This window comes from Wolbachia endosymbiont (group A) of Apotomis capreana (genome assembly GCF_964027025.1).
In the GTDB taxonomy this organism is placed as follows: domain Bacteria; phylum Pseudomonadota; class Alphaproteobacteria; order Rickettsiales; family Anaplasmataceae; genus Wolbachia; species Wolbachia pipientis.
Map to the genome: position 1 here is coordinate 335272 of NZ_OZ034721.1, position 21409 is coordinate 356680.

The following is a 21409-nucleotide window of genomic DNA, read 5'->3' on the forward strand; positions in this document are numbered from 1 at the left end:
CTTTACAAAACTTCATCTACATCTAGATTTTTATCTAAATAAGCTGAACGCGCTTATAAAGCGTTACAAGACATCAAAAAATGCCAATACTCGACAGAGATAGTAAAAGACTAGCTAACTCGGGGATTCTTTGTCTTTTTTTCTGCTTGGTAAATTTCTTAAACATTTGCAGCATAGGTTAGTTGCAATTAAAAGCAGCTAAATCTTGCTTGTCAAGCGTTTAAAACATAAAAAACGCCAATATTTTAAAGCAGATAATAACCCCAGGGCTTCTTTTGCCTTTTTTTTCATTTGGTAAATTTCTTAAATATTTATGGCTAAACGACAATCGTCATCCCGCTACTTGTTAGCGGGATCTAGAGATACCGCGGCGGTATGACGTAGGGAAACCTTTCTTGGGTTAGCTATAAAACTAATCAGCATCTTGTTTAGCACATATAAATTAAGTTTCACAAATATAGTGCTAAACCTTGAAAATATGTTATAGCTACTTCTTCCAATTTAGTGGTGGGTTTTGACAGTACACATGTTATTTTACTAGCTACCAACTCAAGTGTCACAGAAGTTGCAATCATTTTAAATGTCACAGAAGTTGCAATCACTGCATTTATATTCTGTACTTTAACATTTACTCTACTTTCTATTAGAGGCTTTACCCCCCTTACATCATTACGTACAGCAGTATGATTTATTTCATTTTCAATTCCACTACTATGCTGCAACAAGATATCCCCATTAACTTTTATTTCAACATTTTTGTCACTACTACCATTGTTAAAATTTAATCCCTCATCTCTTCTACTTTGTCTTTTTTCTTTTAATTTTAATTCAGTTTCTCTTTTATCAAGGGTAGGAAATGGGATGTGAGTTTTTTCCTGACCATCTTGATTTATAGCTCTTGTTGTATTAAAAGCTTCGTTGCTTTTACATGATATTGTATAAGTAAGTGGTGTGTAGATTTTTTCTTCACTATCTGGATATTTTATAGTTATTGTTGCATTAAGAATGTCTTTCAGAATATCATTTTCTCTAGCTATGTCTAAAATTTTTTGAATAACTTTGCGATCATGTAATGCGGCAAGTAACTTATCAGTTACTTTTTGATTATTTTTATGTTTTATGGTTATTGTTGTGTTAAGAATGTCTTTCAGAATACCGTTTTCTTTAGCTACTCTTAACATTTTCTCAACAGCTATACTATCTTTACGTAGTATAGCATAAGCAAGTGGTGTAACAGTTACTCTCCGACCATCTAGACATTTTATAGTTATTGTTGCGTTAAGAATATCTTTCAGAATACTGTTCTCCTTAGAGATTTTTAAAATTTCTTCAATAGCTATACTATTTTCACGCAGTATAGCATAAGCAAGTAGTGTGTAAGTTACTTCCCGGCTATCTGAATGTTTTATAGTTGTTGTTGCGTCAAGAATGTCTTTCAGAATATCGTTTTCTTTAGCTACTCTTAACATTTTCTCAACAGCTATACTATCTTTACGTAGTATAGCATAAGTAAGCGGTGCGCAAGTTTCTTCATGACCATCTGGACATTTTATAGTTGTTGTTGCATCAAGAATATCTTTCAGAATACCGTTTTCTTTAGAGATTTTTAAAATTTCTTCAATAGTTTTGCTATTTTTACATGATATAGCGTAAGTAAGCGGTGTGTAAATTTCTTTCTGACCATCTAGATATTTTATAGTTGTTGTTGCGTCAAGAATGTCTTTCAGAATATCGTTTTCTTTAGAGACTTTTAAAATTTCTTCAATAGTTTTGCTATTTTTACATGATATGGCGTAAGTAAGCGGTGTGTAAATTTCTTCTTGACCATCTAGATATTTTATAGTTGTTGTTGCGTCAAGAATATCTTTCAGAATACTGTTCTCTTCAGCTGCTACTAGAATTTCTTTAATAATTTTGCCATCCTCCCAGAACATAGCATGAGCAAGTGGTGTGTAAGTCACTTCCCGGCTATCTAAATGTTTTATAGTTATTGTTGTGTCAAGAATATCTCTCAGAATACCGTTTTCTTTAGCTACTCTTAACACTTTCTCAACAGCTATACTATCTCTACGTAGTATAACATAAGCAAGTGGTGTGTAAGTCACTTCCCGGTCTAGATATTTCATGGTTGTTGTTGTGTTAAGAATATCTTTCAGAATACTGTTCTCTTCAGCTGCTACTAGAATTTCTTTAATAGCTTTGCTATCCTTCCAGAACATAGCATAAGCAAGTGGCGCGTAAGTCACTTCCTTGTTATCTGGATATCTTATAGTTGCCGTTGTGTTAAGAATATCTTTCAGAATACCGTTCTCCTTAGAGACTTTTAAAATTTCTTCAATAGCTATACTATCTTCATATAGTATAGCATAAGCAAGTGGTGTAACAGTTGCTCTCCGACCATCTGGATATTTTATAGTTGTTGTTGCGTTAAGAATATCTTTCAGAATACCGTTTTCTTTAGAGACTTTTAAAGTTTCTTCAATAGTTTTGCTATTTTTACATAATATGGCATAAGTAAGTGGTGTGCAAGTTTCTTCCTGACCACCTGGATATTTTATAGTTGTTGTTGCGTCAAGAATGTCTTTCAGAATACCGTTTTCTTTAGCTACTCTTAACATTTTCTCAACAGCTATACTATCTTTACGTAGTATAGCATAAGCAAGTGATATAATAGTTGGTTCTTTACCCCGATGTTTGCTTACTTCCGTAGTAAGAATCCTTTGTTTTTCCTTTTCAGATATTTTTTCTAGTTCTTCAGCAATGCTACTTTTTTTGCCTTCTATTTTTGATGCTAATTTTAAAATACTTTTTTCATCTTTCTCTTTCAATTTCGAATCGTTTACCTGATGAGTCATTTTTTTTCTCAAGGTCTTTCTTATTAAACTAAGCATAACATTTTCTCTCTTCGTGGTTATAATATTTGCTTTTATGAATCAGTTGTGTTGATAATGTATTAATTGCATAGTTCAGACATTGTTTTATAAAGCAAAATTTTAGTAGACCACCTTACAAGAACGTTTCTTGCTAATTCTGAATCCGAAAAAAGGACGCAGTAAAGTTATTTGTAAGGGAAGAATGAAACTTGTAGCTATAGCTAAACTGACTTACGATAATTTGAAAAACCGTCATCCCGCTGCTTGTTAGCGCTTACTATTACCCACAAATATAAATGTTTGTTGCATAGCTCTTAATGGCATAACTTTTGCTTGAAATAACTGTTTATATGGTGCAATTTACAGCTTTTAGTTGCTAAAATTATAACTCTTAGTTTAATAATTTTAATCTAATAAGCTTTCAGGTTAATAAAATTAAATTATTTGAGTAAATACAATATTATGTTTTTATTTGTGGGTAATAGTAAGTTGTTAGCGGGATCTAGAGATACCGCGGCGGGATGACGGTTCGCAGTGGTATGACGGTTCGCGGCGGGATGACGATAAGCTCGTCATCCCGCTACATTAATATTGTATTAATAAAAACTTAATAATAATCCTTAATAATATATGAACTAACATGTTCGCAATTTCGTATGACAGAGGAAACAAAAGATGGATATGCTTCCTTATACGTTGCAATTCAGGAAGGTAATATTGAAGCTGCAGAACTACTAATAAAGTGTGGCACAAACGTCAATGATCATTATGAACGCAATCGTACGCCACTGCATATTGCCATCGGACGCAAACAATTAGAAATAGCAAAATTGCTGATAAAAAATGGAGCAAACGTTAATGCAAAAACTCAAAATCATGGTAAAGATGATCTAACACCAATGCACTTTGCAGTTTTTGCAAATACGCCAGAATTTATAGAATTACTAGCTAGCCATGGTGCATTGATTAATGAAAGAGAAAGCACCGAAGGGTATACTCCTCTTCACTTTGCTGCTTTATATGGGAACAAAAATATAATACAAGCCTTAATTGATAAGGGACAAGATATTGAAGATGTGGACAATAATGGGCGAACAGCTCTGTTTTTAGCTGCTAGGCAGTGCACTGAAGCAGAAGATGATAGCAGAATAGAAATTATCAAGTATTTGATAGACAAGCTCAAAGCAGATGTAACAAAGAAAGACAATAATAACAATGCAGTACTCTTTCCTGCCGCTAATAATTGCCCTGGAAAAGTGGTGGAATTCATCATTGAGCAATATATAAAAATCTTTGAGTTAGAGAATTTTATCAACCACAAAAATAATGATGGAATGGATGCTTTGGATATTGCGCTGAATAGTGGAAACGAGAAAGCTATTGAAGTATTAAGATCATATGGAGCAGATATCAAGAATAAGGTAGATGGTAGCATTCAAAAAATTACTGCAGAAAAACCAAGTAGTACCCTAGACAGAGCAGAAAGTGCAGAGGTAGCGCCTCCAATTAAGCAAAGAGTATAAAACTTTTTATAAAGCGATTATAAATTTCAGTAAGTTGCAGAGGCTCTACAATGGGAAGTGTAGTATGTTAGCAGATACAAATGACTAGGCAGTGTCGACATTTATTTTAACCAAAGATAAATGCCAGCAATGTGAACAAAAGACAGAAAAGCTATGGCCAATTTGTCGTAGCGTGTAGCAACTCTGCGGAAGTGCTTGATTTTGTTGAACATCCTTTCGATTAAGTTTCTCTCTTTATACAATTCTTTGTCATATTCTCTTGGTGTTTTTCTGTTGGAACGCGGTGGGATTACTGGCTCAGCATTTACAGCTTCTGCAGCCTCAATCATATAATTTGCGTCATACCCTTTATCGGCAATAAGTGCCTCCATGTTCTTGCCTTCTATCAGGTCTAAAGCTTTTACGTAATCCGATCTTTGCCCTGCAGTAACAAAGAATCTCAGTGGGTTGCCCAAAGCATCACAAGCAGCGTGTAATTTGCTTGAAAATCCTCCTTTGCACCGTCCCAGCTCTTGTTCTTGTCTACCAGTTTCCACATTTTTTTCTTGCACCAGCAGCATGTTGATGTGCCCTGATTATTGTTGAGTCTATCATGAGCCACTCTGTGTCTCCATTAACAGCTAATGTGTTGAAAATCATCTGCCAAACACCAGATTTTGCCCACCTTATAAAACGTTTATGTACACTTGACCATTTTCCATACTCAGCCGGCAATGCTCTCCATGTTGCTCCTGTTCTACCTATCCACATTATTGCAGCTACGAATCTCCTGTTATCTTTTGCGCTTCTTCCTCTATCTCCTTCCTTACCTGGCAGACTGTTTTTTATTCTCTCCCATTGCTCATCTTTTAAATCATATAGCATTCTCTTTACCTATTAATAAAGAGTACTCTATATCACTATTTTTTTTTATGTCGACAAGACCTAGATAAATTATATTTCATTAAAGTCATTTATCTTGAAACATAAGCAGGATTTTGTATAGTTGTTTCAATTTGGGTCTGTATATTGAAACAACGCGTGAAAATGACAGGTCATTGTACAAGAGGTACCTAATTCACCGACAAGAATGCTAGATAAAGACACTTACATTTCAATTATTTTACAATTTCTGTATAATCTTAAAAACTCAATTAGTGCGTTATGAAGATAATAATAGGTAATGCTAGTAAGGAATTAGGGGAATCAGTAGTTAACCGGCTAGATGTTCAACCATCCTCTGCTTGGATATCAAAGTTTACCGATGGCGAGGTAAATGTAGAAGTAGCAAATGATCTATATAATCAAGAAGTATATATAATACAATCTCTTTCTCCCCCTGTGAATGATAACCTTATGGAGCTTCTGCTCATAATTGATGCAGTAAATAGATTAGGAGCCAAAAGGATAGTAGTAATTATTCCTTATTATGGATATAGCAGGCAAGATAGAATTATCAAGAACAATAATGTGCAGTCTGCTTTAAGTGCCAAATTAGTTGCAAATCTTATTCAAACTGCAGGTGCAAGTAGTGTTGCAGTTATTGATTTGCACTCAAGTCAAATTGAAGGATTCTTTGATGTACCGATAACTAATTTGAACTGCTTTGAAGCATTTGTTGACTCTATACACACGGAAAATTTGGCAATTGTTGCACCTGATGTTGGAGCAATTGGTAGAGCACGTGCTTTTGCAAAGACTTTAGAGGAAAAGTACAAGATAGGGTTAAGTGATAAGATTATTGTAGTAGATAAATATAGGGAGAAAGCAGGCACATCTCAAGTAATGAACATAATAGGAGAAGTTGCAAACAAAAATTGTGTCATTGTTGATGATATAGTTGACTCTGGTGGAACATTGTGTAATGCAGCTCTTGCTTTAAAAAGTTACGGAGCAAAGTCCGTAACTTCATGCATCACACACGGTGTGCTTTCAGGAAGTGCAGTTGAGAAAATCTCTTCCTCTTCTTTAGATAAATTAGTGATTACGGATACCATACTTCACAAACTTGAAAAAACTGGTAAAATAGAAGTTGTTTCGGTTGTAAATATTTTAACTCACTTCATCCAAGGAGGTAGAAATGCCAGCTAAGTCAACAGAAGACGTTATTACTTCACTAATAGAATTTGCAAATAAGAGAAAAATAACAATTACCAAGGAAGAAATGCTTAAAATTGCACAGCTTGTAAGGATTAAGTTATCAAATGACGAGATTGATCACTACTCCAAAGAACTGACAATGCTGGATTGGATACACGATACTTTATTGCAAGTTAATACTGAAGGTGTTTCTCCTATGCGTTATGGCAGTATAGACAAGGACATTCATGTACGCGATGATGTTATAAATTCTCAAAACATTAAAAAAGAGATATTGTCCAATACAAAACCTGAGCATGGGTATTTCGTAGTGCCAAAGGTTATAAGCGATTAAAGTAAAATAAGGCTCATATCAAACCTATAATAGATCTACTTTCAAAAATAAGACCAATCCGGTAAAGAAGCATTTGTGGGAGTGGAAACCATTTTTTGATTTTTCTTTACTAAGTCTACTAAATATAGTTTAGAGTTGCTTGGTGATTCTGTTCTTGTAAAAATGATTTCTCTACCATTTGGTAGCCATGCCGGGGATTCAATTTTATGCCCCTCTGAAAGCAGACGTTCTTCTTTGCCATCTGGCTTCATAACTCCTATGTAAAATTTTCCTGACTGAATCTTTGTAAAAGCTATCAGATCTCCTTTTGGCGACCAAACAGGCGTAGCATATCTTCCACTTCCAAAACTAATTCTTTTAGGTTTTTTACTTTTGTTAGTAAAATCGATAACGTACAGTTGCTGACTCCCACTTATATCAGAACTAAAAGCCATATACTTTTGATCTGGAGAAAAAGAGGGAGAAGTGCTTATAGCTGAACCTTTAGTAATTTTTTTTGTTCGTTTACTACTTAAATCCAAAGATAATATATTCGTTTCACCACCCAATGAGTGGGAAATTAAAAGAGATTTACCATCGGGAGAAAATCTTGGTGCAGAAACAACTCCTTCAAATGCGCTGATTATTGATTCAGTGTTATCTTTTAAATTTTTTAATATTATATAACTTTTACCATTTGCGTACGAGATATAAACAATACCCTTTCCATTTGGTGAGAATCTCGGTGTTGACACAAATCTATCGCCATTTGTTAAGTATTTTATATTACTTCCATCTTGATTCATCACAGCAATTTTACGCACAGATTTGTAGTTGCTATCTTTTTCTTCAGCGATATACGTGATTTTTGTGTTGAAGTGCCCTTTCTCACCAATTAATCTATCATGTATCACATCCGAAACGAGGTGACCAATTTTTCTCCAGTCTTTTGCTGGAAAAACAACTGACTGAGTAAGTAATTCTCTTTTTGTAAAAGTGTCAAATAAACGAAATGATAGCTCTAATGCACTACCAGATATTTCGCTTAAACTTACTGTGACTACAGTATCGCTTTTCCAAGATTTAGATTCAGCTTCCGCGCCACGTTTTACATTAAATAAGCCACAATTAGATAAATTTGTTCCTATTACCTTTGCAATATTTTCGCTTAATTCGCTTTCCAACGCTGTTTTACATGTACATTTAGATACAACAAGACCAATGTTACCAACACTGCTTTTTTTTATATCAACATATAAAGCAGCTTTTGTAAAATAAGGAATAAATAACGAAATAAATAACACCAGATGAACGAATAGCTTCATTCATTTCATACCTGTTCTATCTGAACCTCAATTATAGGCCTTTTTAGTAAATATTCCTTTAAGATACTCAATATTGAACTTTCAATCTTATTTTTAATTTTTTTTGTTGGCTGCAAACTAAACAACGACTCAACTTTCTTGACAATTTTCTGTATGGTAGCTGCATCTTCTAGCACTTCAAAAACACCAGGTACAAATACTTTTGGTTTAGCAAGCAATTTATTTTTCTTGTTTACAACTGCTGTTACCACAATAACTCCGGCATCTCTCATTCTTTTACGCATTTTTATAACACTGCTCTCCGGATGACGTAGCAGCATACCATCAATACCAAAGTAGTCAACATCAATTGAATCAACCTTTTCTCCGTTCTCCAAATTAACAATATCACCTGGTGCAATCATTATTGCTTTTGCCACACCGCACTCTTTAGCAAATTTTACATGTGCATGCGTGTGAATATATTCGCCGTGAACTGGAATAGACATCTTCGGTTTTATTAAAGAATACATTTCCTTTAGCTCTGCTCTTGTTGGATGCCCAGAAGCATGAACATGCTCTGTTTTTTCAGTAATAACTTCTACCCCCATCTCAATAAAGGCATTGAGCATGTTGTGCGCACGAGTTTCATTTCCAGGAATGATTTTTGACGAAAAGATCATGGTATCACCTTGCTGCATTTTAAATGCTTGATGACTCTTAGCAGCAAGTCTTGCGGTAGCTGCCAGTGGCTCACCTTGACAACCTGTGCAAAGTAGCACCAGTTCTTCCCTTGGAAAATTTACTGCTTCCTTTGCTTCAAGAAACTGAGGAGAATCAGTTAAATAACCACTATCTTGCGCAACTTTCACTATTCTCCATAAAGATCTACCAAGTAAAACTACTTTTCTATTTAGTGCTTTTGCAGCTTGGCTTATCGTTTCAATTCGTGCCACATTTGAAGCGAATAGCGAAACAGCAACTAATTTTTTAGACCGCTTTATTATGTTATAAATATTATTATAAATTTCACCTTCTGACTCAGGGTGATGCTTGCTTAATATATTGGTTGAATCGCAAATTGCTGCAAGCAGGTCACCTTTATCGCCAATTTCTTTTAGACGCTCCATATTAGAAGTTAATCCAACAACAGGTTTTGGATCAAATTTCCAGTCTCCGGTATGGAGTGCACTACCCATTTCAGTGCTAATTAATATTGAATTTGCCTCAGGAATTGAATGAGTTACATTTATAAACTCGACGGTAAAAGGACCCAAATTTATGCTGCCATTTATGTCTACCTCTTTCACAGGCACTATACCTTCCAATCGAAATTCTTTTAGTTTCTCTTTAAGAAAATTAACCGTAAACTTTGTTGTATATATGGAGCACTGCAACTCTTCCCACAAGTGGGGCACTGCACCGCAGTGGTCCTCATGTGCATGTGTAATGATTATTCCAAGTAAATCTTTTTTTCTTTGAGCAATAAAATCTATATCAGCAATGAGCAGCTCAACACCTGGCATAGTTTCATCTGCAAAACCAACACCAAGGTCGATCATAATCCACTTACCTTGGTAATGATATAGGCTAACATTCATCCCGATTCTTCCTACTCCCCCAAGCGGAAGAAATAAAAACTCATTTTTGTTTATATTCATTAAATTTAAATTATTAAAACCTGAGAATAGCAAAACTTCGACCTTAAATAAAGAAATTTATTGCTTTTACATAGTTTTAAGGAACTAAGAAGTTTCTGTTGGCTAATAATAACACTATTGTTAAGTTTTCCATTAATAAGGTCAAAGAATTGCAGGATTAAATGAAAACCCGTAAACAGTTACCCCTTTATGTCATTTAGCAGATTTCTTATTTTTTTTTTACTTTACTAAAAAACCCTTCAGATTGCTGTTGTACACTTGCATTTTCCTCTTCTTCAAGCGCTTTTAATAGTTCAATTTGCTTTTTAGTTAAATTTTTTGGATTTAAAGTCTCAACTATTACCTGTACGTATAAATCACCACGAGCATGTGAGTTCATATATGGCATACCCTTTTCCCTACAACGTAGTTTGGTACCAGTTTGAGTGCCTTCAGGGACCTTTACTTTTATTTTAGCTCCATCAATTGATTGAATATCGATTTCACCACCAAGCACTGCTAGTGTCATTCTTATAGGCACTTTACAGTGTAAATCTGCTTTATTTCTAGCAAAGACTTTATGGAAAATTATTTTCACGTATACGTATAAATCTCCACTTTTTCCACCTTTTGTTCCAGCTTCTCCTTTACCACTTATCCTTACCTTAGCTCCTTCTTCTATGCCTTTTGGAATTGAAACGGATATATTTACTTCATCTCTTCTACGTCCACTTCCACCACATTTCTTACATTTGTTTTGTATTATTTCTCCTTCCCCATAGCATGTAGTACATGTTCTTTCGATGGTAAAAAAGCCTTGTTGAGTTCTAATCCTACCGCTTCCCTGGCATGTGTGGCACTGAACTGGTTTAATTGCTCCTTCGCCACCTGTGCCTTGGCATGTATCACATTTTACATTTGTCACATAATGTATAGGCGCTTGTATTCCTTTAAATGCATCTTCTAAGGTAATTTCAAGATCATAACGTAGGTCTGCTCCAGATACTCCTGTTGTACTTCTTTTTGCTCTCGATCTACTTGCACCACCACCGAATCCTCCACCAAAGAAGTCATTGAATATGTCGCTAAAATCTCCTGCAGAGCTAAAGCCTTGAAATCCACCAGAAGCACCTTCGTGGCCATAACGTTCATAGCCTGCCCTTTTCTCAGAGTCAGACAGAACTTCATATGCAGCTGTTACTTCTTTAAATTTTTCCTCTGCTTCTTGATTGCCAGGATTTCTATCAGGATGATATTTTAACGCTAATTTTTTATACGCTTTTTTTATCTCATCAATACTGGCATTTCTGCCTACTTCCAGTAGCTCATAGTAGTCTTTTTTGCTCATATATAATAGTTTAGTGCTTAACCTTTAAAGATAGGTATTGCATATATTAATTTCAAGTGTGACTTCTGCTTCCTATAAAATGTGGTGCACCCTGAGCGACTTGAACGCCCGACCTTTTGATCCGTAGTCAAATGCTCTAATCCAACTGAGCTAAGGGTGCTTTCATAAAGTTAACTTTAGCAGATTTTGTGGCTTGATTCAATTAATTTGGCTAAAAATAAAACTATTGATTTCTATCATACGTGAACCCCTCACAATTCTCAAACTGCCGTTTCGCATTAGAATTATCAAATTCACTACAAGGAGGAGCAGTTGGAGTAGTATTAGGATCTTGAGAAAAGTAAGGAGGTGGTGCATCATAACGAGAAGAATCTCCATAACCATGCCCTTGTCTAAGACAGCTATCTACCGCTCCTTTAGCTTTCTCGATATTTTCTGATTCTTCCTCATGCTTCATATGAAAAGCTAAACCACCAGTAAAACACACAAGAGAATTAACGCCAAGGATAACTAAACCCCACACTGGTAAGACTGGGTAAACAGCACAAGCTACCAAAGCTGCCAAAGAAACAGCGCCAACCGCAAATTCTATATTTCTGAACGTTTTAAATTTACTATCCAGGTAATCTATTTTTTCTTCTTTTCTAGCCACTTTTCTGCTGCTGTTATACCAAAAACACATACCAGCATGGAAAGCAACACACACAACTGCAGCTACCATACCTAAAGCTAATAACTTTCTATTGTCTTCTGAGTCTTTTTTCTTATCTTCTCTGCTTTGATGGCTACCACTACTGAAACCAGGGTTATTTATAACTGTAGTATGACCACCAAACAGGCTGCGAAGTAGTAAATAATCCCAAAAATCTAAACCTCTATCATTGTATACATGTATATGTGTAGTCTGAGGGCCTGTAGGTTGTGTGTTATTCCCTGCGTTATATTGATCATTTCTGCTTCCTGTATCGTGCCTATTGCTTGAATTTGGATATGTAAATTCTTCATACACATTTTTAAAATTCTCCTTGCTCCAAGTTAAATTCGGTGTATTATTACAATACTGTAGAAACCCTTCAATATTATTATTATTACCTAATTTCTTTATATAGGCTAACGCATACCTTTTTAAAACACTATCACTTGCTACCATAAATACCCTCTTAAGTTAAGATTAAATTAATAAATATTTATTATAACAAGATAACATCTACTTGTCAACTTGAGCCTGATTCAAGTATCCGTTCAGAGTGTGGCAGAAGAACTTATTCAAATAAAGTAGGTGGTAAAATATAAACATTTTATAAAGTGAAAAATGGACTTTTCAGACCACTGCCGAGCTAAAAAAGCCCTGAAAACCGTGATACTTAGGCCACTTCTTGCTTAAGCTGTACAATTTCAGCTTGAGAAAGGCCAGTGGATTCAGCTATTAAATTAACAGATACACCAGCTTTAAGTAAATTTTTTGCAACTTCGATTTTTCCTTTCTCTATACCTTCCTCAAGTTTGTATTCAAGAATGGCTTCTTCCTTACGTAGATCCATTATTCTTTCTTCATATGCTACTAAATCTTTCTCATTCCAGCAAAACTTGTCTAACTCATCATATGCTAGCTTTACTATTGGTGATTTTTCTGCTATATTCCTTAGGTCTTCATCTGTAGTTTCATCTGCATACTGTTGTCTAAGTGAAGAAGGTCGCCCCTCCTCACTCGACTTCAAAACCGTACGTGAGACTTTGCGCCTCATACGGCTTCTCTCTAATTTGGTGCTTGTCATGCACACCTCCTGTGTAATTCATCGTGACAATGCCCATGTAACAAAGATAAATTTTTGATCATATTGTTTCGTCTATTCCGGTCTTTATGATGTATTTCTATTATATCATCACTTTCAAACCATAGTCTACATTATCACATTTACTTTGTTGTAACTTCAATAGTTTTATTACTCTTAATGGCTTATCTGGTATTTTTCTCAGACGTTTACCCCAATATAGCCAATCACCATCATATGGAGATCTGGTTTTTTGCACTTTGTTTAATAACATGATCGCTGTGTATAGTAAGACGTACCTTGTTACTTGTCATAAAGCGCCAGTTATCGTTATTATACTTTTTAAAGTATTTTCTTTTTATCCAGCATTTCCCTTTGTTTGGGTGCCTAAAGACTGCCCACTTCCAGAGCTTTCTATGTATAGTATTATCCAATGAGCTAAAGATTTTACATGAAACTACCGAAGAGTAATATTGACTCCATCCTCTGTTTATTGGATTGAGATTCCTTATTATTACTTCCTGTGGCGCCCCACGCATTTCTCTAAGTTTATGTTTAATAGCAAATGTATGCTGCTTTATAGAATTACGACTTGGTTTTATTAATAATGTGTAACCTTTTTTACTTTCTTTTGTTGGATATTGTCTTATTGAAAATCCAAGAAAATCAAATCCTGGTTTTGTTTCGTCAATGGTTCTTAATGTATGAGAAATTCTTGTTTTAGAGGGCTTTAATTTTAGTCCAATGGTTTCTAACCATTCTTCAACTAAAATTTTTGCTTTAAGAATAATCTCTTCGTTTTCATGTATGATGACAAAATCATCACAGTAGAAAATTACACTAATAGACTTTTGCGCGTTTTTATGCGATATCCTACCATATTTTCTTTTCATGCATTGAAAGAGTTCGTTTGTTAATGCTTTTTTGACATGTTGCTCTAATCCGTGTAATGCAACACAAGCTAGCAACGGTGCCTCCTTGAATTGTACCACGTTTTGTGGATTGAAACTTTCCATCTTCCATAACGCCTGCCCTTAACCATCTTCTTATGATTTTCTTTAACGTTGGTGTGGTTTTCAAGCAGTTTATTATGGTTAATATTGTCAAAACATCCAGAAATATCAGCATCTAATACATATGCTGTTTTCTGTTTTAGCACATCAAATATGGCTTCAATTGCATCATGACATGATCTACCAGGTCTAAAACCATAAGTGTTTGGCTCAAGTTTTGCCTCCCATTCTGGTTCCAACACCATTTTTACAAGTGTTTGTTTTGCTCGACACGATATAGTTGGTATACCAAGCGGGCGATATTCCGATGGCTTACCAGGTCAGACACGTCTTGATGGCTTTGCTTTCTCTCTTATATCTAAGGAGTTTGCCAATTGCAATCTTTCTTTTTGACTAAGGTTAGCTTTTCCATCAATACCTGCAGTTTTTTTCCCTCTGTTGTCCTGAGTTACCCTTCTAACTGCGATCGTTCTTGCACTTGTTGATTTGAGTAATAATCTCTGAAGGTTGTGCATCTTTTTGATATCATTACATTTAGAAGCTTGGTAAATTCGTTTTTGTAGCTTAAATGAAGATTTCTTCAGCTTTCGCCAAGGAATTCCATTCATACCTAGCTTTTTGCTGGTCCATAACATATTCACTACTATTCACCACTTTACCTTCCAAATTAAAGTGTTTACGTCTGCATATCCCAGATATTACTTTGGGCATTAGCTTCTTCTTCCACATAGCAGCTTGTGGTTGGCTACCTACTTATATTTTAATGAATATAAGAGCTTTTATGTGGTTACTCCGTTCCATGGCTTCGTTTCACGTTAAACTTAGATTCCTACTATTTGCCGGAAGCTGGGAACATCAATAACTAAAGTCTTCAATCTTTAGTTCCACTTTTGCTTCATACCGTTTTGGTCTATGCGTAATTCAACCTCCTTTCGCATACTATGCTTTGACGACAATTCAAACATAGGTTCCTCTCGTAATCATATCTAACTCTGTTTGCAAGGATTCACCATGAGGTTTAGTGTTACCTGCTTTTATCTCATGCTTGCACCCCAAAGGTTGCCACCCTTTAAAATGTGAGATATACATTATCCCCGATGTCTAGGTCTTGTCGACATAAAAAAAATAGTGATATAGAGTACTCTTTATTAATAGGTAAAGAGAATGCTATATGATTTAAAAGATGAGCAATGGGAGAGAATAAAAAACAGTCTGCCAGGTAAGGAAGGAGATAGAGGAAGAAGCGCAAAAGATAACAGGAGATTCGTAGCTGCAATAATGTGGATAGGTAGAACAGGAGCAACATGGAGAGCATTGCCGGCTGAGTATGGAAAATGGTCAAGTGTACATAAACGTTTTATAAGGTGGGCAAAATCTGGTGTTTGGCAGATGATTTTCAACACATTAGCTGTTAATGGAGACACAGAGTGGCTCATGATAGACTCAACAATAATCAGGGCACATCAACATGCTGCTGGTGCAAGAAAAAAATGTGGAAACTGGTAGACAAGAACAAGAGCTGGGACGGTGCAAAGGAGGATTTTCAAGCAAATTACACGCTGCTTGTGATGCTTTGGGCAACCCACTGAGATTCTTTGTTACTGCAGGGCAAAGATCGGATTACGTAAAAGCTTTAGACCTGATAGAAGGCAAGAACATGGAGGCACTTATTGCCGATAAAGGGTATGACGCAAATTATATGATTGAGGCTGCAGAAGCTGTAAATGCTGAGCCAGTAATCCCACCGCGTTCCAACAGAAAAACACCAAGAGAATATGACAAAGAATTGTATAAAGAGAGAAACTTAATCGAAAGGATGTTCAACAAAATCAAGCACTTCCGCAGAGTTGCTACACGCTACGACAAATTGGCCATAGCTTTTCTGTCTTTTGTTCACATTGCTGGCATTTATCTTTGGTTAAAATAAATGTCGACACTGCCTAGCCATTTCATACTTTCTTTATCCTCAATATGAACGTTGTTACGATGGCTCTTTAGTCTTTTTTCTTCTTCAGAAATGAGTTGCCTCGAGTAAATCTTTTGATCCAGTATTCCCAGCTTCCGTACTAACAGCAAGGGCTGTATGCATTACTGCTCCTTTTCCAGCAATAGTTCCCAATCCGCTTATGGCTTGAGTATGAAATATAAGTTGTATCTTGAATCACAAGAATTCTTTTATGAGCTTTTGTTCTTTCAACTGTTTTATCAATGTGTGAAGCTAGAATATCGACTTCTTTTACGTTCTCATTTTGAAAAAAACGATATGCTGCTTTTGCTTCTGACCAACTTCTGCATGCCTCATTAATTGAGCTTTCAGGTAAACTTATCAAACTATCAGCAATCTTTACTAATCGGTCAGTTAATCTTTTATCTCCAAGTACAGCATCTCCAAATTCATTTTTAGCCCATTCATTACTCTCGTTTGCCATTTTTATACCCTCAATATTTGCAAACTTTAATATTGTAATACTTTATTTATAAGTACATTTATATTTGTGGGTAATAGTAAGATTTGATATGCTGCCAACACTTATGTTCAAATTAAAAATGTCATTTATGATACTAGCCACTTCACGCTTTGAGTTTTTGTAAAATCCGCTGAGTGCTGCAATTATAGACTTAACCCTTGGACCAAATGTATCTGGCGTAACACCTTCTGGTAACTTGCTACTTTTTCTTTTTCTGCATCTCCGACAACGACCATGTTCCAATTACTACATAAGGCCTAATTTCCGGAAGATCAACTTTTTGGTGAACATAAGGTTTTTCGCATATTACAAGCTCTCCTCCGCATTCGCAAATATTAGGCAACTCTATTTTTACTACTTTATCCGCTTCCATTGTGGCATGAAAATTTCCTTTATGCCCAACCTGATCGCCAACATTCCTTTCGCTTTTTGGCTTGTCCTTTTTTATTTTGTATAGCTCTTTTGAGCTGGGCAGGGATGAGTTTTTTGAATTTAAACCGAGCCTTTCCTTTAATTCAGCGTTCTCTATCTTTAAAGCTTTATTTTCTGCTTTTAAGTTTTCTATCTCTGCTTCCAGTTTTTCTATTTTTTGCTGTAAATTTTTGCAAAGTTCTAAAAGGTTTACCACATTACCTCACTTTTGCTCTATGATTATCTTTATTATCTTGCTTTGTCTACCTTATTCTACCACTCCGCTGAACGGATACAATTTACTAAACAGAAAAAAAGGCAAAAGAAACCCTAGGGTAGCTAGTTATTCACTATCCATTTTTTAAGTTGGCGTTTTTTAATGTTTTAAATAGCGCGTTTCAGCTTGTGTAGGTAAAAACCTAGAAATATTGTGAAGACATAAGGTGCACATAGTGCAAAAAATTAAAAATAAGACGCCAACTACGTTGTTTTCTTGCTGTTTAATCTGCACAGATGAAGATAACTGAATACCTTCAGTTTCATGATAAGGGGGCTGGCGAAGGGTGTCAAGCAAGTTTTTTCGTTTCTATTTCCAATAAAAGTTTGTTATATGGTTATGCAAGAAGTCTATTATAAATGAAATGAATGTGAAAAATATCTTGTTAGCACTTTTAGTACAAATGATATTCAGTTTGCCGCTATTTGCAGCTGATCCTGTTTTGCTCAACTGCATTAAAACTCCGGAAATATATGACCTTGATGCAAGGCCAAAAAATTTTAGCTCTTCAAACAATTTAAGAAGGAAACCTGGTTCTCCAAATAGTGCAATAGGGGAATTAATACACATAGTGGGTAGAATTACTGATATAAACTGCTTACCAATACAAAATGCTGTAGTTTCTATATGGCACGCGAATTCACGCGGCGTGAACCATTACGATAAGAATATAGAGGATGATCCGAATTTTGCTGGATCAGGAAGGTTTGTAGTGAATAATCTTGGCTATTATAATTTTATTACGATAGCACCTGGTAAAATTGGTGATAGAGCTCCACATATCAACTTTCTAGTTCAACATCCGGATTTTCCGGAATTCACAACGCAAATGTTTTTTGTTGACCATAATTGCGATAATTGTGCTGATCCTGTTCTTGGAGATTTTGTTAGTAATGGGCTTGCAAGCCTTCTCATAACACCATTTACTTACAGTGATCAGGTCATAAAAACCTATACGTTTAACATTACCTTGGGCGGATATAATAAGTTCTCTAATAAAAGATAAAAAACCCTTGCATGTAAGGGAGTCCATAGTAAACTTGAGTGTTATTGTACTTAGGATGTATATGAAAAATATCTTACTGATGTTTTTGCTGTGTTTTATGTACAGTTTACAATTATTTGCAACGGAGATGCCAGCAATGAAAATAACAATTTCTAAAATTTCGCCCGATTTTAAAACAATAGTAACGGGTTTATTTGAGGACAACGAAACCGTAAATGATGGCGGAGTTTTGCAAGGAAAACAGATCATGGATAATATAAAGCAATTTAGCAATTTCAATGGAAGTTTTGGTGAATTTTTCTCTACTACTTTGCCAGAAGAAAAAAATGTCATAGTTGTTGGACTTGGTAAGAAGGATGAATGGAATGAAAATAAAGAATTAAATATTGGTGGTAAAATATATTGTGAGCTAAGCAGATTAAAAATTAAAAAAGCAGCGGTTTTAATCGAAGGTAGTGCAGCAAATGTTGCATATGGTGCGTTTCTGCGTAGTTTTAAGTTTGATAAGTATAAAACTAAAAAGGATGAGAAAATTACAGAGGTAGAGGAGATTACCGTATTAGTAAAAGATGAGCAATTAAGTAATGCTGAAAGATCATTTGAGCACTCAAGGCAAGAAGGTGAGAGTATATTCCTTGCGCGCTCTTTTATAACAGAGCCTCCTAACATTCTATATCCAGAATCCTATGCTGATCATATAAAAAAAGAACTTACTAAGCTTGGCCTTGAAATCGAGGTGCTTGATAAAAAGCAGATGGAAGAGAAAAAAATGGGAGCCTTGCTTGGAGTTGCACAAGGAAGTAGTAAAGAACCAAAATTAGTAGTGATAAAATGGAATGGAGCTGCTAAAGAACAAAAGCCAATAGCTTTTGTTGGTAAAGGCATAACGTTTGACACTGGTGGAGTATCGCTCAAACCTTCACGTGGTATGGAGTCGATGAAATATGACATGGCAGGCTCTGCTGCTGTGGTTGGGGTGATGCATGCTTTAGCAGGACGAAAAGCAAAAGTAAATGCGATCGGTGTGGTCGCACTTGCAGAAAATGCAGTGGGTGGTAATGCTCAAAGACCAAGTGATGTAGTAACTTCAATGTCTGGACAGACAATAGAAGTGTTGAACACCGATGCAGAAGGAAGGCTCATACTTGCAGATGCTTTGTGGTATACGCAAGAGAGATTTTCACCACAATTTATGATTGATCTTGCAACTTTAACTGGTGCTATAGTGGTTGCGCTTGGAAATAACGAATATGCTGGTCTTTTTTCAAATAATGATGAATTAGCAAACCGTCTGATTGATGCAGGAAATGAAGTAAATGAGAAGTTATGGCGTTTTCCTATGAATGAAACTTACGATAAAATTATTGATTCACCGATTGCTGATGTGCAAAATATCGCTCCTGCGGGCTCTGGCGGAGATAGCATAATGGCTGCACAGTTTTTACAGCGTTTTGTGGATGAAACTTGCTGGGCACATTTAGATATTGCAGGCACTGCTTGGCACGAAAAAGGTACTGACATTTGTCCAAGAGGAGCAGTAGGTTTTGGTGTAAGGTTACTTAATAAGTTGGTTGAAAAGTACTACGAAGCCAATGATTAAAGATCTTTATCTGGATTTATGGCTTGACTTACAGCTACATGAACGTTTATTTTTGAGGCGCAGCAAATGAAAGTAGCTGATACATATTTCTTTTTTTCTGGATTCCAGTGTCAGCTACTTTCATGACACCCTGACAACCGTCATCCCGCTACTTGTTAGCGGCTGAGATACCGCGAATGAATCGCGGTATGACGGTTCGTGGCGGCGTGACGATAAGCTCGTCATCCCGCTGCTTGTTAGCGGGATCTAGAGATACCGCGGCGGTATGACGTAGGACTGCTGTCATCCCAGTGCTCCTTTTTTTGTCATCCAAGTAGCCTCCTATGGTGTCATCCCAGTGCCCAGACACTGGGATCCAGTTGAGCTATTTCAACAAAAATACTGCATTTTGAGATGAACGTTTATTTTCACCAGATTATTTACAAGTATAACAATTAAAGTCTGGATTCCAGTGGGCTTTGTTGCATAGCAACTGAAAAAATCTGGTGGCTACTGACAAAATTCATTATAAAATAGCCATTTAACCTTGAAAGAAAAAATATGCCACAAAAAATGAGGGTCAGTAACCATAGCGAATATAACAAATTTCTAGAAAAAAGAGGAAATATTTTTCATTATATCAACGAAGCCATAGAAAAGTGGTACGAGAATGGTCCAAAAATACCAGGTGGCAACAATATTTATAGCGATAAAGTTGTAATTTTGGTGCACATAATAACTTGTTTATTTAGAATAGGCCTGAGGCAAACAGTTGGGTTTATAGCAGGATACCTTGAGCAAATTGGGAAAAATTTGCAAGTTATCAGCTATTCACAATCATCAAGAAGGTTTAAGAAACTCAATATTAAGATCAATGATTGCAGAAAATAATATGGAAGATATCGAAATTGCTATAGACAGTACAGGAATTAGTATATACAACAACACTCCTGGTCATAGCAAAGAAAATAGCGAAGATAGAAAGTATCGCAGCTATGAACAGACAAGAAAATTGCATGTAATGTTGAATACAAACAGCAAAAAAGCCATAGCTGTAAAATACAGTAACGGCTGATCACTATGGAGCTTGTGATTTGCTAAAAGAAGTCGATTTTCAGTATGTCATAAAAGTACTATATGCAGATAGGGCATATGACAGAGAAAAGCTCTATAAGCTGTGTAATCAATATGGTATAAAAACGAAAATTCCTCCGAAAAACAACGCAGCAGAGCATCCAAAGTTAGACTATATGGCTGAGAGAAATTCTGCAGTCAAGCTCATAAAGTCATATGATGAAGATGGTATAAAGAAGTGGAAAAAAGAGATGAGTTATGGAAAAAGATCTTATATAGAAAGTTTTTTCTCGCGACTGAAACAAACATTCGGGTTTAGTTTTAGGAATAAATCTGAGACAAATAGAGAGAAGGAACTACTTGTTAAATGCTATTTGCTCAATAAGTTCACTGATATTGGTATGGCTAAATTTGAGATAGCTTCATAAATTTATTGTGCGTTACCTACTATCCGAAGAGCGATGCAACAAAGCCATCCCAGTGTCAAGCACTGGAATGACACCGTCTTGGATGGAAACCAGTGTTGGCTACTCGGATGACATCATAGGGGCGCTGGGATGACACCCTGACAATCGTCATCCCGCTGCTTGTTAGCGGCTAAGAGATACCGCGGCGGCATGACGTAGGGAAACCGTTTTTTGGGTTAGCTATAACAGTAGTCAGGAAACAATAGCTTAAAAAGAGACTTAGTGTTAAATTTCTAATAGATTACTTATAAAAACAAATCTT

General features: G+C 35.8%; 19 protein-coding genes, 1 tRNA gene and 4 pseudogenes. 10 read left to right on the forward strand and 14 right to left on the reverse strand.

The annotated features are described in order from the left end of the window. Positions 1 to 449: 449 nt before the first annotated feature. The gene (locus tag AAGD50_RS01625) at positions 450 to 2891 is read right to left on the reverse strand and encodes a hypothetical protein (protein ID WP_265040989.1); all 2442 of its coding nucleotides are present in this window, start codon (positions 2889 to 2891) and stop codon (positions 450 to 452) included. 638 nt (positions 2892 to 3529) lie between these two features. On the opposite strand from AAGD50_RS01625, the gene AAGD50_RS01630 reads away from it, so the two are divergent. Beyond that, entirely contained in the window at positions 3530 to 4396 is an 867-nt protein-coding gene (locus AAGD50_RS01630) for an ankyrin repeat domain-containing protein (RefSeq protein WP_006280296.1), read from the forward strand. Positions 4397 to 4497: 101 nt separating this feature from the next. On the opposite strand, the pseudogene AAGD50_RS01635 reads toward AAGD50_RS01630, so the two are convergent. Then, positions 4498 to 5260: pseudogene (locus AAGD50_RS01635) on the reverse strand (IS5 family transposase). A 279-nt stretch (positions 5261 to 5539) separates the two neighbouring features. Here AAGD50_RS01635 and AAGD50_RS01640 point away from each other — a divergent pair. Further along, a complete protein-coding gene (locus AAGD50_RS01640) occupies positions 5540 to 6466 on the forward strand; it encodes a ribose-phosphate diphosphokinase (RefSeq protein WP_155968767.1) in 927 nt (308 codons plus the stop codon). Beyond that, entirely contained in the window at positions 6456 to 6809 is a 354-nt protein-coding gene (gene gatC / locus AAGD50_RS01645) for an Asp-tRNA(Asn)/Glu-tRNA(Gln) amidotransferase subunit GatC (protein WP_015588776.1), read from the forward strand. The genes AAGD50_RS01640 and gatC overlap by 11 nt, the downstream gene beginning before the upstream one ends. 41 nt (positions 6810 to 6850) lie before the next feature. Here gatC and AAGD50_RS01650 read toward each other — a convergent pair whose 3' ends face one another. The 10 genes from AAGD50_RS01650 to AAGD50_RS01695 form a co-directional block, all read right to left on the reverse strand. Beyond that, positions 6851 to 8113 (reverse strand): Tol-Pal system protein TolB, encoded by a 1263-nt coding sequence (locus AAGD50_RS01650; RefSeq protein ID WP_015588777.1) that lies wholly within the window; start codon positions 8111 to 8113, stop codon positions 6851 to 6853. A 5-nt stretch (positions 8114 to 8118) separates the two neighbouring features. Further along, on the reverse strand, positions 8119 to 9753 hold the full coding sequence (locus AAGD50_RS01655; protein ID WP_264723758.1) for a ribonuclease J: 1635 nt from the start codon (positions 9751 to 9753) through the stop codon (positions 8119 to 8121). Between the two features lie 208 nt (positions 9754 to 9961). Continuing rightward, a complete protein-coding gene (dnaJ, locus tag AAGD50_RS01660) occupies positions 9962 to 11080 on the reverse strand; it encodes a molecular chaperone DnaJ (RefSeq protein WP_341810072.1) in 1119 nt (372 codons plus the stop codon). 82 nt (positions 11081 to 11162) lie between these two features. Continuing rightward, positions 11163 to 11240, reverse strand: a tRNA-Arg gene (locus AAGD50_RS01665). Positions 11241 to 11303: 63 nt separating this feature from the next. Beyond that, positions 11304 to 12230 (reverse strand): hypothetical protein, encoded by a 927-nt coding sequence (locus AAGD50_RS01670; RefSeq protein ID WP_264723760.1) that lies wholly within the window; start codon positions 12228 to 12230, stop codon positions 11304 to 11306. A gap of 214 nt (positions 12231 to 12444) precedes the next feature. Continuing rightward, positions 12445 to 12855, reverse strand: coding sequence for a hypothetical protein (locus AAGD50_RS01675; protein ID WP_155968775.1), 411 nt, complete (start codon positions 12853 to 12855; stop codon positions 12445 to 12447). 230 nt (positions 12856 to 13085) lie between these two features. Continuing rightward, a complete protein-coding gene (locus AAGD50_RS01680) occupies positions 13086 to 13868 on the reverse strand; it encodes a group II intron maturase-specific domain-containing protein (protein WP_196770138.1) in 783 nt (260 codons plus the stop codon). Then, positions 13814 to 14152: a reverse transcriptase/maturase family protein gene (locus tag AAGD50_RS01685; RefSeq protein ID WP_196770143.1), complete on the reverse strand. Its 339-nt coding sequence runs from the start codon at positions 14150 to 14152 to the stop codon at positions 13814 to 13816. The genes AAGD50_RS01680 and AAGD50_RS01685 overlap by 55 nt, the downstream gene beginning before the upstream one ends. 33 nt (positions 14153 to 14185) lie before the next feature. Beyond that, positions 14186 to 14500 carry a reverse transcriptase N-terminal domain-containing protein gene (locus tag AAGD50_RS01690; protein ID WP_218939165.1) on the reverse strand — a complete coding sequence of 105 codons (315 nt, stop codon included), beginning with the start codon at positions 14498 to 14500 and terminating at the stop codon, positions 14186 to 14188. After that, positions 14430 to 14576 carry a hypothetical protein gene (locus tag AAGD50_RS01695; RefSeq protein WP_208571823.1) on the reverse strand — a complete coding sequence of 49 codons (147 nt, stop codon included), beginning with the start codon at positions 14574 to 14576 and terminating at the stop codon, positions 14430 to 14432. Before AAGD50_RS01695 ends, AAGD50_RS01690 begins: the two co-directional genes overlap by 71 nt. Before the next feature lie 453 nt (positions 14577 to 15029). Here AAGD50_RS01695 and AAGD50_RS01700 point away from each other — a divergent pair. Then, a pseudogene (locus AAGD50_RS01700) lies at positions 15030 to 15792 on the forward strand (IS5 family transposase). 14 nt (positions 15793 to 15806) lie between these two features. Here AAGD50_RS01700 and AAGD50_RS01705 read toward each other — a convergent pair. Both AAGD50_RS01705 and AAGD50_RS01710 read right to left on the reverse strand, forming a co-directional pair. Continuing rightward, positions 15807 to 16294 (reverse strand): annotated as a pseudogene (locus AAGD50_RS01705) (transposase DNA-binding-containing protein); the annotation flags it as partial. A 54-nt stretch (positions 16295 to 16348) separates the two neighbouring features. Next, positions 16349 to 16961 (reverse strand): annotated as a pseudogene (locus AAGD50_RS01710) (DUF6444 domain-containing protein); the annotation flags it as partial. Between the two features lie 424 nt (positions 16962 to 17385). Between AAGD50_RS01710 and AAGD50_RS01715 the strand changes: the two are divergent. From AAGD50_RS01715 to AAGD50_RS01740, 6 genes are all read left to right on the forward strand, one after another. Beyond that, a complete protein-coding gene (locus tag AAGD50_RS01715) occupies positions 17386 to 18027 on the forward strand; it encodes a protocatechuate 3,4-dioxygenase (protein ID WP_155968861.1) in 642 nt (213 codons plus the stop codon). Positions 18028 to 18124: 97 nt separating this feature from the next. Continuing rightward, a complete protein-coding gene (locus tag AAGD50_RS01720) occupies positions 18125 to 19627 on the forward strand; it encodes a leucyl aminopeptidase (protein WP_174515790.1) in 1503 nt (500 codons plus the stop codon). Positions 19628 to 20167: 540 nt separating this feature from the next. Beyond that, positions 20168 to 20497, forward strand: coding sequence for a transposase (locus AAGD50_RS01725; RefSeq protein ID WP_007548762.1), 330 nt, complete (start codon positions 20168 to 20170; stop codon positions 20495 to 20497). Then, positions 20481 to 20681, forward strand: a complete 201-nt coding sequence (locus tag AAGD50_RS01730) for a hypothetical protein (RefSeq protein ID WP_010082383.1) — start codon at positions 20481 to 20483, stop codon at positions 20679 to 20681. Before AAGD50_RS01725 ends, AAGD50_RS01730 begins: the two co-directional genes overlap by 17 nt. 19 nt (positions 20682 to 20700) lie before the next feature. After that, positions 20701 to 21108: a transposase gene (locus AAGD50_RS01735; protein ID WP_007548764.1), complete on the forward strand. Its 408-nt coding sequence runs from the start codon at positions 20701 to 20703 to the stop codon at positions 21106 to 21108. A 7-nt stretch (positions 21109 to 21115) separates the two neighbouring features. Then, entirely contained in the window at positions 21116 to 21241 is a 126-nt protein-coding gene (locus AAGD50_RS01740; protein ID WP_256437788.1) for a hypothetical protein, read from the forward strand. Positions 21242 to 21409: the final 168 nt, after the last annotated feature.

Bases quoted from the DNA above. Each gene is read 5' to 3' on its own strand.
- AAGD50_RS01625 (WP_265040989.1), bottom strand. From the start codon at position 2,891: ATGCTTAGTTTAATAAGAAAGACCTTGAGAAAAAAAATGACTCATCAG.
- AAGD50_RS01630 (WP_006280296.1), top strand. From the start codon at position 3,530: ATGACAGAGGAAACAAAAGATGGATATGCTTCCTTATACGTTGCAATT.
- AAGD50_RS01640 (WP_155968767.1), top strand. From the start codon at position 5,540: ATGAAGATAATAATAGGTAATGCTAGTAAGGAATTAGGGGAATCAGTA.
- gatC (WP_015588776.1), top strand. From the start codon at position 6,456: ATGCCAGCTAAGTCAACAGAAGACGTTATTACTTCACTAATAGAATTT.
- AAGD50_RS01650 (WP_015588777.1), bottom strand. From the start codon at position 8,113: ATGAAGCTATTCGTTCATCTGGTGTTATTTATTTCGTTATTTATTCCT.
- AAGD50_RS01655 (WP_264723758.1), bottom strand. From the start codon at position 9,753: ATGAATATAAACAAAAATGAGTTTTTATTTCTTCCGCTTGGGGGAGTA.
- dnaJ (WP_341810072.1), bottom strand. From the start codon at position 11,080: ATGAGCAAAAAAGACTACTATGAGCTACTGGAAGTAGGCAGAAATGCC.
- AAGD50_RS01670 (WP_264723760.1), bottom strand. From the start codon at position 12,230: ATGGTAGCAAGTGATAGTGTTTTAAAAAGGTATGCGTTAGCCTATATA.
- AAGD50_RS01675 (WP_155968775.1), bottom strand. From the start codon at position 12,855: ATGACAAGCACCAAATTAGAGAGAAGCCGTATGAGGCGCAAAGTCTCA.
- AAGD50_RS01680 (WP_196770138.1), bottom strand. From the start codon at position 13,868: ATGGAAAGTTTCAATCCACAAAACGTGGTACAATTCAAGGAGGCACCG.
- AAGD50_RS01690 (WP_218939165.1), bottom strand. From the start codon at position 14,500: ATGTTATGGACCAGCAAAAAGCTAGGTATGAATGGAATTCCTTGGCGA.
- AAGD50_RS01695 (WP_208571823.1), bottom strand. From the start codon at position 14,576: ATGCCCAAAGTAATATCTGGGATATGCAGACGTAAACACTTTAATTTG.
- AAGD50_RS01715 (WP_155968861.1), top strand. From the start codon at position 17,386: ATGAATGTGAAAAATATCTTGTTAGCACTTTTAGTACAAATGATATTC.
- AAGD50_RS01720 (WP_174515790.1), top strand. From the start codon at position 18,125: ATGTACAGTTTACAATTATTTGCAACGGAGATGCCAGCAATGAAAATA.
- AAGD50_RS01725 (WP_007548762.1), top strand. From the start codon at position 20,168: ATGCCACAAAAAATGAGGGTCAGTAACCATAGCGAATATAACAAATTT.
- AAGD50_RS01730 (WP_010082383.1), top strand. From the start codon at position 20,481: ATGATTGCAGAAAATAATATGGAAGATATCGAAATTGCTATAGACAGT.